The organism is Christiangramia fulva, from assembly GCF_003024155.1.
GTDB classification, from domain to species: domain Bacteria; phylum Bacteroidota; class Bacteroidia; order Flavobacteriales; family Flavobacteriaceae; genus Christiangramia; species Christiangramia fulva.
In genome coordinates this window covers 2,705,345-2,719,649 of sequence record NZ_CP028136.1, presented here as the reverse complement: position 1 = coordinate 2,719,649, position 14,305 = coordinate 2,705,345, and the positions used below count along the sequence as shown (strand labels likewise).

The following is a 14,305-nucleotide window of genomic DNA, read 5'->3' as shown; positions in this document are numbered from 1 at the left end:
TGAATTTGATGCAAAGTATTCTGGTACATCCTGCCTATTTCGGCCCTATAAGTCAGTGGGTCGCGATGGTGCAGGCACAAAAACTGGTGTTTGAGAATGAAGATAATTATCAGAAACAAACTTATCGAAATCGGCTTTACCTCTATGATTCCAACGGCAAGCTGTCACTTAATATCCCCATAAAGCACAGCTCTTCGCTTGGTCTGGATACCAATGGAAGACAAAAATACAAGGAGGTACAAATTGAAAATGATTTTGACTGGCAAAAACAACACTGGCGCGCTTTTAAGACTGCTTATCAAACCTCTCCATTCTTTGAATTCTATGAAGATGACCTCTACCCTCTTTTCCATACAGAATATAAGTACCTGATGGATTTCAATTATGACTGTATGCAATTTGTGGCAGATTGTCTTCAGATAGAACTCAATTTTGACAAAACCGATGAATATATTCTGAAACCCAGAAAAATTATCGATCTAAGATCTCTGATAAATGCTAAAAGCGACAAGGAATTTGGGCTTTCGGCATACGCGCAGGTGTTTGAAGAAAAACACGGTTTTCTGGAAGATCTTTGCGTGCTTGACCTGCTTTTCAATGAAGGAAATAATTCGCTGAATTATCTCAAAGAACAAAAATTAGAGCTTGATCTTGCTTAAGATCGGGTAGTGATCTGAATAATTGATCTCATATCTGTGAAATTCAGTGGCTTTCAGTTTTTGACCCAAAAGCATAAAATCGATTCGCAAAGGAAAGTAATTGAGATCAAAACTCTTTCCGAATCCATTGCCTTTCTGCATAAAAGCATCATTTAGATCAGCTTCAGTCTTCAGAAGGTTATAGAGATAAGAGAAAGCCGTATTATTAAAATCGCCAACGATCATTTTACGATAAGGAGTGTTTTGCACAACAGGCAGAAGCATTTCAACCTGATCCTGCTGCAGGGAAAATCCGTAGCCGATCCTGCCCAGCAGTTTTTGTGAATCTTCTTTTTGAATATCCTCAATCCCGGGTTTTATATTCAGAGACTGAAAATGCACATTAAAAATGCGTACGGTATCTTTTTTATTGACAAGAATATCGACATAGACGGCATTATTATTACCATCCTGTGGAAAATAGAGGGAATGCTTTTTTAAGATTGGAAATTTTGAAAAAATTGCTGTTCCAAATTCAGAATTCTTTTCTTTGATCTTTATATAATGGTATGGATAGAGTTTGGAAAAATGGGTCGCGCCAATATAAAATTCCTGCATACAGATCACATCCGGATTTTTCTCTTTTACGAAATCTGTAATTAGTTGAGGAATGTCCTTACGTGGAGACCATCCGTATTCATTGAACATCCTTACATTATAGCTCATAATGCTGAAATCAGATTTTTCAGAAGTATCTTTTTCTCCAATTTCAATGAACCGATTCACGTAAGTATATCCGGCAAGTAAAATGATAAAAGAAAGCAAAAACTGACGTTTTAGCCTGAGTATCCAATAAATAAAAAAAATGAAATTTAAAATTATAAGTACCGGCACTCCCAGGCTTAGAACAGAGAGTAACGGAAAACTTTTTGGAGGAATGAACGGAACCAGATACGAGAGCAAAAGGGCCAATGCCGCAATAGAATTCAGGATAAAAATGAATTTATCAAAGATGCCCAGCCTCTTCATCTAATCTTCTTTACCGGCCTGAAACAGGAAATCTTTTTCTGCCTTGGTTAGACTGTCGTATCCGCTTTTGCTTATTTTATCAAGAATAGCATCGATTTTTTTCTGTTTTTCATCCTTATCCAGGTTATTTCCAGAACTGTGTTTCGAAGTTTTTGATTTGGAGGTAGTTTTTTTGTTGCGGTAAACAGTTTTCATTTTCGCCTTTTTCTCCCGAGGTTTAAAAATGGAAGCAAACCAGTCGATAATATTCTCAAACCATTTTCCTATGTCATTACCTTTCTGCAGCTGGGTGGTGTAAAAATACCCCAAAAGCGCACCTCCCAAATGGGCAATATGCCCTCCTGCATTGCTTATGGGAATTTGGACAATATCCACCACCAGAAGAAAAACCGCGATCCACCAGAATTTTACGCTTCCCAAAAGCAATAACCTTATTCGCATGTGCGGAATGTGAGTAGCTATACCTATGAGCACTGCCATCACTCCCGCTGAAGCGCCAATAAGATAAGTTCTTCCCGTTCCGGCGAAGGCAGGGAAAAGATTGTAACTAAGCATAAAGAAAAGAGCTCCAATTATAATTCCCAGAAAATAATAATTCAGGAGCCGCTTTGGCGAGAAATAATTTAGAAAGTAAATCCCTGAAAAATATAAGATGAGCATATTTGACAAAATGTGCCAGACACCGGCATGAAGAAATCCGTATGTAATGATCGACCAGGGTTTAAGTAAAAATTCTCCGGGCTCGTTTGGAAAAACAAACCACTGCATAAGGAAATCTGACTGGAATTTAAACAAAAAAGCTATGGTCCTTGCCAAAAAGAAAATGACAAAAACCAGCACATTCACTGCAATGAGCTTTTCGGTAACGGTAGCCGTTTGAAGTTTATACCTTAATTTATCTGCCGTTCCCATCAATACCAACGGTTATTATTAAACTGATTCTTTTTCCAGTAATACATCATTATAAAGCCAAAAAGTGCTCCCCCTACGTGTGCGAAATGGGCAATTGAACCTCCAAAAAGCGAATATCCGGTAACTCCGGAGAATAAATCCAGAAGAATTAATCCGGGAATAAAATATTTCGCCTTAACCGGAATAGGCACAAATAAAAGAAATAATTCCACATTTGGAAACATCATTCCGAAAGCTACTAAAATTCCATAAATTGCACCTGAGGCACCAACAGCGGGATTGGAAAAAGCCTGAAGCATTCCCCGAATAGTGCCTTCATCAACACCCACAGGAATGCGGAATTGATTGCTGGCAAAGGCCTGATGTATATAGTCATTGATCTCAGCCGGATTCATTCCTGTTGCCGCAAGGGCATCAATTCCATTCTGATAATAGAAAAGATTGACCAGCGTATGCAACAAAGCTGCTCCTATTCCCGCTGAAAAATAGAAGAAAATAAATCGTTTCTGCCCGAGCATTTGCTCAATAGGACTACCAAAAGCCCAAAGAGCGTACATATTAAAAAGAATATGCATAAAACCACCATGCATGAACATATGGGTTATGACCTGCCAGTAATGAAAATTGGGGTTTTTAATAAACCAGAGCGCAAAATATTCGTAGGAAACATCTCCAATGAGCTGGCTCCCAATGAAAAATATTACATTTATGATCAGTAAAACCTTTACGGTTTCAGTTATTCTTCCCATTTAAGCAAATTTTTTATCGAGTTCATCTACCGTGATGGTAGAGAAAACGGTTTTATTGAACGGACTCAACGATGGTTCCTTACAGGCAAAAAGCCGATTAAGAATATGTTGCTGTTCGGCATCATTAAGCAAAGTTCCCGAACGCACCGCCATACTGTTCGCCAGTGATTTCGCCAAAAGATCGGTTTGAGAAAAACCATTATCAGGCACTTCCTTTTCAAAATCGGCCAGCAGTTTTTCCAGTAAAATTTCAACTTCACTTTCTGCAATCAAGGTCGGAATTCCTGTAATTTCCACCTCATCTTTCTCTATTTCAGAAAAAACAAATCCGGTTTGTTCCAGTGATTCCCTGATCTCATGCAGCATTTCTATTTCATGATGATTAAACTGAAGTTTCAAAGGAAACAAAAGTTGCTGACTCACGGCAGCAGAAACAGTAATATTTTTCAGTAGTTCTTCATAAATAATACGAGTATGTGCCCGATGCTGGTCTATAACCAGCAAACCGCTTTTCAATGTGGAGACAATGTATTTTTTATGCAGCTGAAAAGTAGATTTTCCTGATTCATTTTCATCCGAATTAAAAAGATTCCCTGTTACTTCTTCACTTTCAAATTCGATCTGCTTTACATCCAGCGCAGGCTCTGCCTCGTTTTCAATCTGTAATCCTGTGTATATTCCCTCCCAATCACTGTTCCTTTCTTTTCGGAAAGAATGATTCCCGGAAAAATTTGAGGTAATATTTCTCTCATTTTTAAAGGGATTGAAGTTCCTGTCAACTTCTACCTGAGGGGTACTGGCTTCCTTATTTTTATAATTATAAGGGGTGTCAAGATCGGCATCACGCTCAAAATCCAGGAGAGGTGCAACATTGAACTGGCCCAGACTGTGCTTAATGGCGCTTTTCAAGATAGCATAAAGCGAATGTTCATCATCAAACTTAATTTCAGTCTTGGTAGGATGGATATTTATATCGATGGATTTAGGATCTACTTCGAGATAAAGAAAATAACTCGGATAATTCCTTTCTTTCAAAAGTCCTTCAAAAGCCGCCACCACAGCATGATTGAGATAAGGGCTTTTGATAAACCTGTCATTCACGAAGAAGAACTGTTCTCCCCTGCTCTTTTTAGAATACTCTGGTTTACCCACAAAACCTTTAATTTTTACAATTCCCGTTGCTTCTTCAACAGGCACCAGTTTTTCATTGGTTTTTCCGCCGAAAATATTAGTAATACGTTGACGAATATTTGTGGGTGGAAGCTGAAAAAGTTCATTTCCATTATGGGTAAGTGAAAAGCTGATGCCGGGATGAGCAAGGGCTACCCGCTGAAATTCGTCAATTACATGGCGTGTTTCAACATTATCAGATTTAAGAAAATTTCGTCGTGCAGGAATATTATAGAAAAGGTTTTTTACGCTGATACAGGTTCCTTTTGGCATCACGCAGGCTTCCTGAGAGGTAACCTCACTGCCCTCGATTTTGATACAGGTACCCACTTCATCCACTTCGGTTTTGGTTTTCAGCTCCACATGGGCAATTGCAGCGATCGAAGCCAGAGCTTCTCCGCGAAAACCTTTTGTTTTCAAACTAAAAAGGTCATCAGCGATTTTTATTTTGGAGGTAGCATGCCTTTCAAAGCTCATACGGGCATCGGTAAGGCTCATGCCCGTACCATCATCGATGACCTGAATCAGGGTTTTACCGGCATCTTTTATCACCACCTGGATATGCCTGGCATTTGCGTCAATAGAATTTTCTAAAAGTTCTTTTATTACCGATGCAGGACGTTGCACAACTTCACCCGCTGCGATCTGGTTGGCAACATGATCGGGTAACAATTGAATTATATCACTCATCTATCGGGGAATCGTGAAAATGGACAAATCAAAATCTAATATCCACAGGCATAGGAGCACGAGGATAAGAATAATATAAAGCACCGTTCGATTAATTCCCCGGTTTCCACGGGTACGGCTCATTTTACGCGCCTCAGCCCATTGAGAACCAAAATCTATCGCATTGGTGGCATCTTTATATTTTTGAAATTTTGAATCAAAATCATAGATATTGCCGGTATCCTTGCCCTTATAATAGCGAGGAGTATAATTATACCGGTTGTTCTTTCTGACTTTGTAAAAATTGATTTTCAAAACTGTGAAATATTTGCTGTTCCAAATTTACTCAAAATGCTTTAAAATTCCGAAGCATCATTGATTTAATAAGGATTGCAATAACAGTGCCTTAAAAAGAAAAACTAAAAATTTATCCTTTGTAGAATTCAGCGTCTTTTCGTAATTGCGCCATTTTAATCGCGGCGACCGCCGCTTCAGTTCCCTTGTTGCCGTGTTTGCCACCGCTGCGGGCACGTGATTGTTCAATATTGTTATCGGTAAGCACGCAAAAGATCACCGGAATATCTCCCTGAACATTCAGGTCTTTGATTCCCTGAGTGACTCCTTCACAAACAAAATCGAAATGCTTTGTCTCTCCCTGTATCACACTGCCAACTGCAATAATGGCATCGAGCATCTCAAAGGTTTCCTGCATTTTCTTACAGGCATAGATAAGTTCAAAACTTCCCGGCACGTTCCAGCGCACGATATTTTCCTTTAAAACTCCGTTTTCCCTGAAGGCATCAAAAGCTCCCTGGAATAGTCCTTCGGTAATTTCATCGTTCCATTCTGAAACAACAATCCCAAACCGAAAGTCTTTCGCGTTTGGGATTGCATTTTTATCGTATTCTGAAAGGTTTTTACCTTCTGTAGCCATAATTTACTGGTTCTAGCTATTCGCCTGTCCCAGGTAAACAGGGACTTTTTCGGCTTCGGGAGAATCGGGATATTCATCCTCGATCCTGGTAAGATATTCTTCAGCTTTATCATTTTGATTCAACTGAAGCGCAGTGATCGCAGCTTTCAAAAGAAATCTTGGGGTGGTAAATGAATTAGAAGCCATATTCGCGGCCTTTTCATAATATCCCAGGGCTTCTTCCGGTTGTTCAAGTTGTAAGAAGGCATCACCAATCCCTCCTGTGGCCAAAGGTCCCATTATTTCATCATCGCTTGAAAAATCTTCAAGCTGATCGATGGCTTCTTTATATTTTCCGGTACGTAAATAAGCAAATCCCGCGTTGTAATGAGCAAGATTGGCCGCATCGGTACCTCCATAATTATCAATAATATCGAGAAAACCATACTTGCCTTCCCCACCATTAAGTGCCAGATTATATAAGGAATCACTCTGGGCTCCGGTTGCTCTCAATGCTGATGCCATATAGCTTTCGGCTTTTGCCATTTCGTTAGCAGCTTCCTGTTGCTTTGGCGCATGAATGAACCGGGTGTAACCAATATATCCAATCACGGCAACAACGGCGATTCCCAGGATCACGTAGATATATTTTTGATTCTCGGCTACCCAGGTTTCAAACTTACCTGCTCCTTCGTCAAGGCTATTAAAAACCTCAGCTGTTGTTGACTCTTCTTCAGCCGAATTATCTCGATCCTTCTTATTTGAAGGCTTATACCCTCTTTTCTTATACGTGGCCATAAAAACTTTTTAATGCGTCGCAAAAATATAATATTTTGTGAAAATTAAAAGGGAAAATATTTGTATTTTTTGAATAACTTGGCCTTCCTTTACATCACCAGCCGGTATAATTTTTAAGAATATATAATTGCTGAAAATCAGCTTTTTATGCATTTAAGACATCTTCATCTTTTAAATTACAAAAATCTTAATGCGGCCGATTTTGATTTTGATGAAAAGATCAACTGCATTGTTGGAAATAATGGCGTGGGAAAAACCAATGTTCTCGATAGCATTTATCACCTTTCTTTCGGAAAAAGTTACTTCAACCCTGTTACCTCCCAGAATATTAACCATGAAGCCGATTTCTTCGTAGTAGAAGGAGAATTTGTTAAAAATGATCATCCCGAACAGATACTGGTTAGCGCCAAAAAAGGACAGAAGAAAATCATTAAAAGAAATAACAAGGCTTATGACAAGGTAAGCGATCATATAGGGTTTATTCCTACCGTTATTATTTCTCCCGCCGACCGTGACCTTATTATTGAAGGTTCTGAAACCCGACGTAAATTTATGGATGGCGTAATTTCACAAAGTGACCAGGTGTACCTCAAAAAGCTGTTACAATACACCAAAACGGTCTCGCAAAGAAATTCTTTGCTGAAATATTTTGCCGCTAATAACACTTTCGACAGGGATACTTTGGAAATCTATAATGCCCAGATGCATAGTCTTGGAACTGAGCTTTTTCAGAAAAGGCAGGAATTTCTCGAAGAATTTATTCCTATTTTCAATAAGCGATATTCTGATATTACCAACGATAAAGAGTATGTGGAGCTCATTTATAAGAGTCAGTTGTTCGATGCGGACCTGGCGGAATTATTAACCGAAAATCTGCAAAAAGACATGGCCCTGCAGTATACCTCGGTGGGAATTCATAAAGATGATTTGAGTTTTGAGATCGAAGGCCATCCCATTAAGAAATTTGGTTCCCAGGGACAGCAGAAATCCTTTCTCGTGGCACTGAAGCTGGCGCAATTCGACTTTATAAAGGAAATCAGCAAGGTAAATCCTATTCTTCTGCTGGACGATATTTTTGATAAACTGGATGAAAATCGCGTGGCTCATATTGTCGCCCTGGTGGCTACCAATGAACTCGGCCAGATCTTTATAAGTGACACCCATGCCGAACGTACCGAGAAAGTGGTGAAAAGCAGCAATCAAACCTATAAAATCTTCAAGCTTTGAAAAAGTTACTTTTTATAATTGCGGGGTTTTTCCTTTTTTCCTGCGGAAGACAGGATCCTTCAGAAGCTTTAAAAAATATAAACGGATACTGGCAAATAGACCATGTACAAATTCAGAAAGATTCTGTTATAAAATATGGTTTTAGCCAGTACATTGATTATATTAAACTCTCAGACTCCACCGGTTTTCGAAAAAAATTAGAACCCGATTTTTCAGGAAAATTCAGGACTACGCAAAATGCCGAAAAAATAAAACCGGTCATAGAAGATGATAAACTCTTCCTTCACTATTCCACTCCTTATGACCAGTGGAAAGAAGAAGTTCTGGAAGCCGATGAAGATGAGCTGATTTTAAAGAACCGCGACGGAAAGATCTATTATTATAAGAGATATCAACCCATAAGCCTTGAAGAACATGAAGCGAAGAAAGAATGAAGAAATGAAACTCAGCGATCTCCTCAAGAGTTTTGTTGATGAAAATAAACTGGAAAAAGGCCTGAACCAGGTAAAAATTCGCGATGTCTGGAACAATCAAATGGGACCTGCCATTGAAAAATACACCACCGGAATTAAACTTAAACAGGATGTACTTTACGTACAGTTAAGCTCTTCGGTACTTCGCGAAGAACTCAGTTACGGGAAAGAAAAGATCATAAAGATCCTCAATGAAGAAATGGGTGAAGAACTGATATCAAAGATCATACTTCGCTGATTTTAATATTTTTAAAAATATTTTCATATTATTTACCTACACTCTCCAAAACTTAATTTCTTGTTATAAGTCCTGTTATACTTTTTCAAAAAGCGCCAGAATTCTTAACTTAAGGTAAGCTGTTATATTAATACCTAAAACTAAGAATGATGATGACTACCAGGGAAGAAATGATAGAAGAACAGCTGAAAGGACGAGGCATCAAAAATGACAATGTCCTGAAAGCGATGAAAGAAGTAGACCGGGCCCATTTTGTGCCCGATGATGTAAAGGCTCATGCCTATGATGACAGCCCTTTGCCAATTGGAGAAAAACAAACCATTAGCCAGCCGTATATTGTTGCCTATATGGCCGAAAGGCTTAAGCTAACTCATGAAGACACGGTGCTTGAAATAGGTACGGGCTGCGGATATAATGCAGCGGTGCTCTCCAGGCTTTGCCGGCATGTTTATAGCGTTGAATACATAGACAGGCTGGTAGATTTTGCCAGGGAGAATTTTTCGCAAACCGATATCGGTAACGTAAGTATAAAACAAGGTGACGGCTATAAAGGCTGGCCGGAAAAGGCTCCTTTCGATGCCATTATTCTTACTGCCGCTCCGGGTTATATTCCAAAACCGTTAAAAGATCAGTTAAAAATTGGCGGCCGATTACTGGCGCCGGTGGGCAAAAGCAGTCAGCGGCTTATCCTTTTGGAAAAAACAGGAGAAGACGAGTTCAGGGAAGAAAATCTCTTACCGGTCATGTTTGTTCCCATGAAAGGAGAATCTGAAAAATAATAGTTCATGAGCAGCAAAACTTCAGCTATAAAAGTTGAAAAAGCAGCAAGGCTTATGAATGCTTTTTCAGAAAGGACAGGAATAAATGGCAAAAATGATCCTTCCAGACGTTATTTATGGACTGATGCTTTCGCGGTTCAGAATTTCCTCGCGCTTTTTCATTTCACTGAAGAAGGTATCTACAGAGACCGGGCTTTTAAATTAATCCACCTCGTCCATCAGTATTTGGGAAAATATCATCCTCAGGATGAGAGAAATGGATGGATTAGCGAATTTGAAGAGGAAAAAGCGAAATATCATCCTACCGCAGGAGGGCTGAGGATCGGAAAAAAATTGCCTGAACGCAAAGAAAATGAAGATTTTGACGAAAGGCTCGAATGGGAAAGGGATGGCCAGTATTTTCATTATCTCACCCGCTGGCTGAATGCGCTTTTACAAGCCGGTAATGAAGAACCTCATAAAGATTTTTCCCGCTGGGCCCTGGAATTGCTGGAAGCTTCTTCAAAATTTATCACTCCGAAGGGCTCGGGTATGTATTGGAAGATGAGTACAGACCTCAGTCGCCCGCTGGTAAAAAGCATGGGAGCACACGATCCGCTGGAAGGGCTGGTTTGCACCCTTGCGATCTTGGAACGCTTTCCTGATCATTTACCCGAATTTGATTATATGCTAACCGAATTCGAAAAAATGTGCGAGGGTCAAAACTGGAAAACCTATGACAGTCTTGGAATTGGAGGTTTATTACTGAACGCCCTGAGATTGAAATTCTTTAAAGAACATCTGCCTGTGAATATTTCTGCGGAAAAGCTGATGCAAGAGTCGCTGGAAAGCCTGAACTATTATCAGCGGAAATCTGTTGATACAAAAGCTCATCAAAGACTGGCTTTTCGCGAATGCGGAATGTCTTTGGGAATACAGGTAATGAAAGGAATCTATGAAAAATATAATTTTCCGGATATTTCGCACGCGCAAATGAAAAATTATACGATGCTCGCCGAAGAAATAGAAGATTTCTGGCTCGATCCCAAAAATCATGAAAGTTTCACCTGGAAAGACCATCTGGATATTAATCAGGTTTCCCATGCTGCAAGTTTACTGGGTAATCTTGAACCTGAAGTATTTCTGGCACTTCCAAAAAAGGCATAAAAAAACCGGGCGTTAATCCCGGTTCCTTTTACATTTCCAGTTTAACTAGAATATTTCTCTGCCGGCAAAATGGAAAGCACCTTCAATTTCAGCGTTTTCATCACTGTCGCTTCCATGAACAGCGTTTTCACCCACATTTTTAGCATATTTCTTTCTGATAGTCCCTTCAGCAGCATCTTCAGGATTTGTAGCCCCGATTAAGGTTCTGAAATCTTCAACTGCATTTTCCTTTTCAAGAATAGCAGCAACGATAGGGCCGCGGGTCATAAATTCCACCAATTCTCCAAAAAATGGGCGCTCTTTATGGATAGCATAAAAAGTCTCAGCATCTCTTTGGGTCATTTGCGTAAGCTTCATTGCCACAATTCTAAATCCTGAAGCCGTGATTTGTTCTAAGATCGCACCAACATGTCCGCCTTCAACTGCATCAGGCTTAATCATGGTGAATGTTCTGTTTCCTGCCATTGTATGGTTTTTTAATTTTGCTGCAAAAATAAATAATTCCTTTCCAATAACAAGCCTATTAGGCATTTATGTGAAGTCATTTATAATCAATGCGCTAATCTTAATTTGAATTGTCTTTCAAAATCCTTTGGAAGGCAAAAACCGGCATTTTCAGAAATTATTTTTCGGTTTATTAATAGGAAAAAGGCTGGCATCGCAGCAAAAAAAAACCTGTTATTTTCATGAGGTGGGAAATTGATCCCAAATTTAAAATATCTATTATTTAAAGAGTATTATTAAATTGTATATTTAGCCCTTGATATGATTGACTCCAGAATATTCGAAATAACGGCCGAGCTGGCCAAAGCTGAAAATATTGTTATTGTACCTCATAAAGGTCCTGACGGTGATGCGATAGGAGCCTCACTCGGACTTCTTCATTATTTCAAAAACAAGGGCCATAAGGCAAAGGTGATCGCTCCAAATGATTATCCGCATTTCCTTAAGTGGTTACCGGGTAATGAGGAAGTGATCAATTATGAGCAGTCTAAAACCGAAGCTGAAAAACTAATTTCGGAAGCTGAAATAATTTTTACCCTCGATTTTAATGACCTCTCGCGTGCCGGGGATATGCAGGAAGTTCTGAAAACCTCCAAAGCTGTTTTTGTGATGATCGATCATCACCAGGAACCTTCAGATTATGCTGAATTCACCTACAGCGATGCAACGATGAGCTCCACCTGTGAAATGGTCTATGAATTCCTACACAAACTTCGCGCTGATAAAGAAATCACTCCTGAAATTGCCACCTGCCTTTATACCGGCATTATGACCGATACAGGTTCTTTCCGCTTCAGCTCCACGTCCAGCGATACTCACAGGGCAGTAGCAGAACTTATTGATCGGGGAGCAAAAAATTTTGAAATTCACAGTAGGGTTTTTGATACGAACTCTGAAAATAAACTTCAGCTTTTGGGCACCGCGCTTCAAAATCTTAAAGTGAACAAGAAATTCAAAACCGCCTACATCAGCCTTTCACAGGAAGAACTGCAAAGGCATAATTTCAAAAAAGGAGATACCGAAGGTTTCGTTAATTACGGACTTTCCCTGGAAGGAATCATTTTTGCAGTGATTTTTATAGAAAAGGAAAATGAAGACCTTGTGAAGATCTCTTTCCGCTCAAAAGGTGATTTTGACGTCAACCAGTTTGCCAGGAAGCACTTTGAAGGCGGCGGACATATAAACGCGGCAGGCGGAAAAAGCAATCTTTCATTGAACGATACCATTGTGAAATTCAACAGGATCCTGCCTGAATACAAAGAGGAATTAATGAAATGAAATTCAGAATAATTAGCATACTATCTGTTTTTCTGCTTTTGGCAGCTTGCAAGTCGCCAGAAGCCCGATATCCGGTGAGCAGAAAAAGCGGTTCCTATATTGATGAATCGGTTGCCCGGAATAAAAAGATCGTGGCACAGGAAGAAGCTCAGATACAAAAGATCATGGAGGCCGATTCTTCCACAAATTATGAATCTTCCAGCAATGGTTTTTGGTATTACTACAATAAAAAAGTGGAAGACAGCATTAGCAATCGCACGCCTCAATTCGGGGATGTGGTTACCTTTAATTACAGCATCTCCACACTCGACGGAGAAACCATTTATCCACAATCTGATGAACCCCGCCAATACGCGATAGACAAACAAAAGCTCTTCAGCGGGTTGCGCCAGGGGCTTAAATTGATGAAGAAGGGCGAAACGGTTACTTTTCTTTTTCCTTCCCATAAAGCCTTTGGTTATTATGGCGATAAGAAAAAAATAGGCACAAATGTTCCTATTATTGCAGAGGTAACCTTATATGATATAGAAAAAGAAACCAACAATAAAAACCAATAATCAAGAATGAAAACAAAAAGCATTTTTTTAGTACTATTAACGGTAATTACACTGTTTTCCTGTAAAGAGGAATATCCTGATCTCAACGATGGATTGTATGCCGAATTCAATACTTCCATGGGGCCAATAGTGGCGGAATTATATTATAAAGAAGCACCCATGACCGTGGCGAATTTCGTTTCCCTGGCTGAAGGCAATAACAAAATGGTCGATAGCGCTTACAAAGACAAAAAATATTATGATGGTTTAATTTTCCATCGTGTCATTGACGGCTTCGTTATCCAGGGAGGAGATCCTACCGGCACCGGAAGCGGCGGACCGGGTTATAAGTTCCCTGATGAATTCAGCGACAGCCTGAGCCATAATGCCAAAGGAATCTTATCTATGGCCAATGCAGGACCTGGCACTAACGGCAGCCAGTTTTTTATTACCCTTGCTCCTACTCCAAATCTTGACAAAAGGCATACTGTTTTCGGAAAAGTGGTAAAAGGCCTCGATGTGGTAGATGCCATAGGAAAAGTGGAAACCGGTCCTAATGACCGCCCCACAAAAGATGTCACCATCAAGGAAGTCAATATCATCAGAAAAGGGAAAGATGCTAAAGATTTCGATGCATCAAAAGTTTTTGAAAATCAGCTTCAGAAAAGAGAAGAAGAAAAAGCGGAAAGAGAAAAAGAACAGCAGGCTTTTAGGGATCAAAAAGCTGAAGAACTCAATCAGCTCGAAGCAAAAGCCGATTCCCTGGATAGCGGATTAAAGATTTATTTTGAGAAAAAAGGTGAAGGCCCAAAACCCAAAAACGGTCAGCAGGTACAAGTTTCGTATGAAGGCTATTTTGAAGACGGAACACTTTTCGATACCAGTGATCCTGGACTTGCTAAAGAAGCCAATATTTTTAACGAACAAAGGGCGGCGATGAACCAATATGGCCCAATGACTGTTAATTATGGTCCTGATGCCCCAATGATCCCCGGCTTCAAAGAAGCCCTTCAGCAAATGAAAATTGGAGATAAGGCCGTGGTTTGGATTCCCAGCGAATTAGGTTATGGCCAAAGAGGCGCGGGAGGAATCATCCCTCCTAATACCGATCTCGTTTTCCGTTTGGAAATGTTAGGAACCGCTGATTCTGATTCCCAGAAAAAATAAAAATAGAATTCTAAATAGAAAACCCCCGTGTTTGAACCGCGGGGGGTTTTTTATTTAAATTCCCTAAAGCTAATTGGAG

The 14,305-nt window shown here is 39.7% G+C and carries 18 protein-coding genes; 10 read left to right on the top strand and 8 right to left on the bottom strand.

Annotated elements, in window-relative coordinates; translation table 11 throughout:
* Window positions 1-8 precede the first annotated feature (8 nt).
* Entirely contained in the window at window positions 9-659 is a 651-nt protein-coding gene (locus C7S20_RS12150) for a WbqC family protein (protein ID WP_107012718.1), read from the top strand.
* Here C7S20_RS12150 and C7S20_RS12145 read toward each other — a convergent pair.
* Window positions 639-1,463, bottom strand: coding sequence for an endonuclease/exonuclease/phosphatase family protein (locus C7S20_RS12145; RefSeq protein WP_227009005.1), 825 nt, complete (start codon window positions 1,461-1,463; stop codon window positions 639-641). The two genes, C7S20_RS12150 and C7S20_RS12145, sit on opposite strands and share 21 nt — an antisense overlap.
* A 40-nt stretch (window positions 1,464-1,503) precedes the next feature.
* On the opposite strand from C7S20_RS12145, the gene C7S20_RS19775 reads away from it, so the two are divergent.
* A complete protein-coding gene (locus C7S20_RS19775) occupies window positions 1,504-1,671 on the top strand; it encodes a hypothetical protein (protein WP_227009004.1) in 168 nt (55 codons plus the stop codon).
* On the opposite strand, the gene C7S20_RS12140 is transcribed toward C7S20_RS19775, so the two are convergent.
* From C7S20_RS12140 to C7S20_RS12115, 6 genes are all read right to left on the bottom strand, one after another.
* The gene (locus C7S20_RS12140; RefSeq protein ID WP_107012716.1) at window positions 1,668-2,579 is read right to left on the bottom strand and encodes a rhomboid family intramembrane serine protease; all 912 of its coding nucleotides are present in this window, start codon (window positions 2,577-2,579) and stop codon (window positions 1,668-1,670) included. The two genes, C7S20_RS19775 and C7S20_RS12140, sit on opposite strands and share 4 nt — an antisense overlap.
* Window positions 2,579-3,328 (bottom strand): rhomboid family intramembrane serine protease, encoded by a 750-nt coding sequence (locus C7S20_RS12135; RefSeq protein ID WP_107012715.1) that lies wholly within the window; start codon window positions 3,326-3,328, stop codon window positions 2,579-2,581. Before C7S20_RS12135 ends, C7S20_RS12140 begins: the two co-directional genes overlap by 1 nt.
* On the bottom strand, window positions 3,329-5,188 hold the full coding sequence (mutL, locus tag C7S20_RS12130; protein WP_107012714.1) for a DNA mismatch repair endonuclease MutL: 1,860 nt from the start codon (window positions 5,186-5,188) through the stop codon (window positions 3,329-3,331).
* Window positions 5,189-5,482: a hypothetical protein gene (locus C7S20_RS12125; protein WP_193510767.1), complete on the bottom strand. Its 294-nt coding sequence runs from the start codon at window positions 5,480-5,482 to the stop codon at window positions 5,189-5,191. It abuts the gene before it with no gap.
* A 112-nt stretch (window positions 5,483-5,594) separates the two neighbouring features.
* The gene (gene ribH / locus C7S20_RS12120) at window positions 5,595-6,101 is read right to left on the bottom strand and encodes a 6,7-dimethyl-8-ribityllumazine synthase (RefSeq protein ID WP_107012712.1); all 507 of its coding nucleotides are present in this window, start codon (window positions 6,099-6,101) and stop codon (window positions 5,595-5,597) included.
* A 12-nt stretch (window positions 6,102-6,113) separates the two neighbouring features.
* Entirely contained in the window at window positions 6,114-6,878 is a 765-nt protein-coding gene (locus C7S20_RS12115) for a tetratricopeptide repeat protein (RefSeq protein ID WP_107012711.1), read from the bottom strand.
* Between the two features lie 147 nt (window positions 6,879-7,025).
* On the opposite strand from C7S20_RS12115, the gene recF reads away from it, so the two are divergent.
* From recF to C7S20_RS12090, 5 genes are all read left to right on the top strand, one after another.
* The gene (gene recF / locus C7S20_RS12110; protein ID WP_107012710.1) at window positions 7,026-8,105 is read left to right on the top strand and encodes a DNA replication/repair protein RecF; all 1,080 of its coding nucleotides are present in this window, start codon (window positions 7,026-7,028) and stop codon (window positions 8,103-8,105) included.
* On the top strand, window positions 8,102-8,539 hold the full coding sequence (locus tag C7S20_RS12105) for a lipocalin family protein (protein WP_107012709.1): 438 nt from the start codon (window positions 8,102-8,104) through the stop codon (window positions 8,537-8,539). The genes recF and C7S20_RS12105 overlap by 4 nt, the downstream gene beginning before the upstream one ends.
* The gene (locus tag C7S20_RS12100; protein ID WP_107012708.1) at window positions 8,520-8,816 is read left to right on the top strand and encodes a DciA family protein; all 297 of its coding nucleotides are present in this window, start codon (window positions 8,520-8,522) and stop codon (window positions 8,814-8,816) included. Before C7S20_RS12105 ends, C7S20_RS12100 begins: the two co-directional genes overlap by 20 nt.
* Window positions 8,817-8,962: 146 nt before the next feature.
* Window positions 8,963-9,595, top strand: coding sequence for a protein-L-isoaspartate(D-aspartate) O-methyltransferase (locus C7S20_RS12095; protein ID WP_227009003.1), 633 nt, complete (start codon window positions 8,963-8,965; stop codon window positions 9,593-9,595).
* Between the two features lie 6 nt (window positions 9,596-9,601).
* Window positions 9,602-10,741: a hypothetical protein gene (locus tag C7S20_RS12090; RefSeq protein WP_107012707.1), complete on the top strand. Its 1,140-nt coding sequence runs from the start codon at window positions 9,602-9,604 to the stop codon at window positions 10,739-10,741.
* Window positions 10,742-10,786: 45 nt separating this feature from the next.
* Here C7S20_RS12090 and C7S20_RS12085 read toward each other — a convergent pair whose 3' ends face one another.
* Window positions 10,787-11,206, bottom strand: coding sequence for a nucleoside-diphosphate kinase (locus C7S20_RS12085; RefSeq protein WP_107014225.1), 420 nt, complete (start codon window positions 11,204-11,206; stop codon window positions 10,787-10,789).
* Window positions 11,207-11,506: 300 nt separating this feature from the next.
* On the opposite strand from C7S20_RS12085, the gene C7S20_RS12080 reads away from it, so the two are divergent.
* From C7S20_RS12080 to C7S20_RS12070, 3 genes are read left to right on the top strand one after another with little or no spacing between them, the layout of a single operon-like run.
* Window positions 11,507-12,523 carry a DHH family phosphoesterase gene (locus C7S20_RS12080; RefSeq protein WP_107012706.1) on the top strand — a complete coding sequence of 339 codons (1,017 nt, stop codon included), beginning with the start codon at window positions 11,507-11,509 and terminating at the stop codon, window positions 12,521-12,523.
* Window positions 12,520-13,080: a gliding motility-associated peptidyl-prolyl isomerase GldI gene (gldI, locus tag C7S20_RS12075; protein WP_107012705.1), complete on the top strand. Its 561-nt coding sequence runs from the start codon at window positions 12,520-12,522 to the stop codon at window positions 13,078-13,080. Before C7S20_RS12080 ends, gldI begins: the two co-directional genes overlap by 4 nt.
* Window positions 13,081-13,086: 6 nt before the next feature.
* Entirely contained in the window at window positions 13,087-14,226 is a 1,140-nt protein-coding gene (locus C7S20_RS12070) for a peptidylprolyl isomerase (protein WP_107012704.1), read from the top strand.
* Window positions 14,227-14,305: the final 79 nt, after the last annotated feature.

Excerpts from the sequence above, each read along its gene's own strand:
- C7S20_RS12150 (WP_107012718.1), top strand. The coding sequence starts at position 9 with ATGCAAAGTATTCTGGTACATCCTGCCTATTTCGGCCCTATAAGTCAG.
- C7S20_RS19775 (WP_227009004.1), top strand. The coding sequence starts at position 1,504 with ATGAAATTTAAAATTATAAGTACCGGCACTCCCAGGCTTAGAACAGAG.
- C7S20_RS12140 (WP_107012716.1), bottom strand. The coding sequence starts at position 2,579 with ATGGGAACGGCAGATAAATTAAGGTATAAACTTCAAACGGCTACCGTT.
- C7S20_RS12135 (WP_107012715.1), bottom strand. The coding sequence starts at position 3,328 with ATGGGAAGAATAACTGAAACCGTAAAGGTTTTACTGATCATAAATGTA.
- mutL (WP_107012714.1), bottom strand. The coding sequence starts at position 5,188 with ATGAGTGATATAATTCAATTGTTACCCGATCATGTTGCCAACCAGATC.
- ribH (WP_107012712.1), bottom strand. The coding sequence starts at position 6,101 with ATGGCTACAGAAGGTAAAAACCTTTCAGAATACGATAAAAATGCAATC.
- C7S20_RS12115 (WP_107012711.1), bottom strand. The coding sequence starts at position 6,878 with ATGGCCACGTATAAGAAAAGAGGGTATAAGCCTTCAAATAAGAAGGAT.
- recF (WP_107012710.1), top strand. The coding sequence starts at position 7,026 with ATGCATTTAAGACATCTTCATCTTTTAAATTACAAAAATCTTAATGCG.
- C7S20_RS12100 (WP_107012708.1), top strand. The coding sequence starts at position 8,520 with ATGAAGCGAAGAAAGAATGAAGAAATGAAACTCAGCGATCTCCTCAAG.
- C7S20_RS12095 (WP_227009003.1), top strand. The coding sequence starts at position 8,963 with ATGATGATGACTACCAGGGAAGAAATGATAGAAGAACAGCTGAAAGGA.
- C7S20_RS12090 (WP_107012707.1), top strand. The coding sequence starts at position 9,602 with ATGAGCAGCAAAACTTCAGCTATAAAAGTTGAAAAAGCAGCAAGGCTT.
- C7S20_RS12085 (WP_107014225.1), bottom strand. The coding sequence starts at position 11,206 with ATGGCAGGAAACAGAACATTCACCATGATTAAGCCTGATGCAGTTGAA.
- C7S20_RS12080 (WP_107012706.1), top strand. The coding sequence starts at position 11,507 with ATGATTGACTCCAGAATATTCGAAATAACGGCCGAGCTGGCCAAAGCT.
- gldI (WP_107012705.1), top strand. The coding sequence starts at position 12,520 with ATGAAATTCAGAATAATTAGCATACTATCTGTTTTTCTGCTTTTGGCA.
- C7S20_RS12070 (WP_107012704.1), top strand. The coding sequence starts at position 13,087 with ATGAAAACAAAAAGCATTTTTTTAGTACTATTAACGGTAATTACACTG.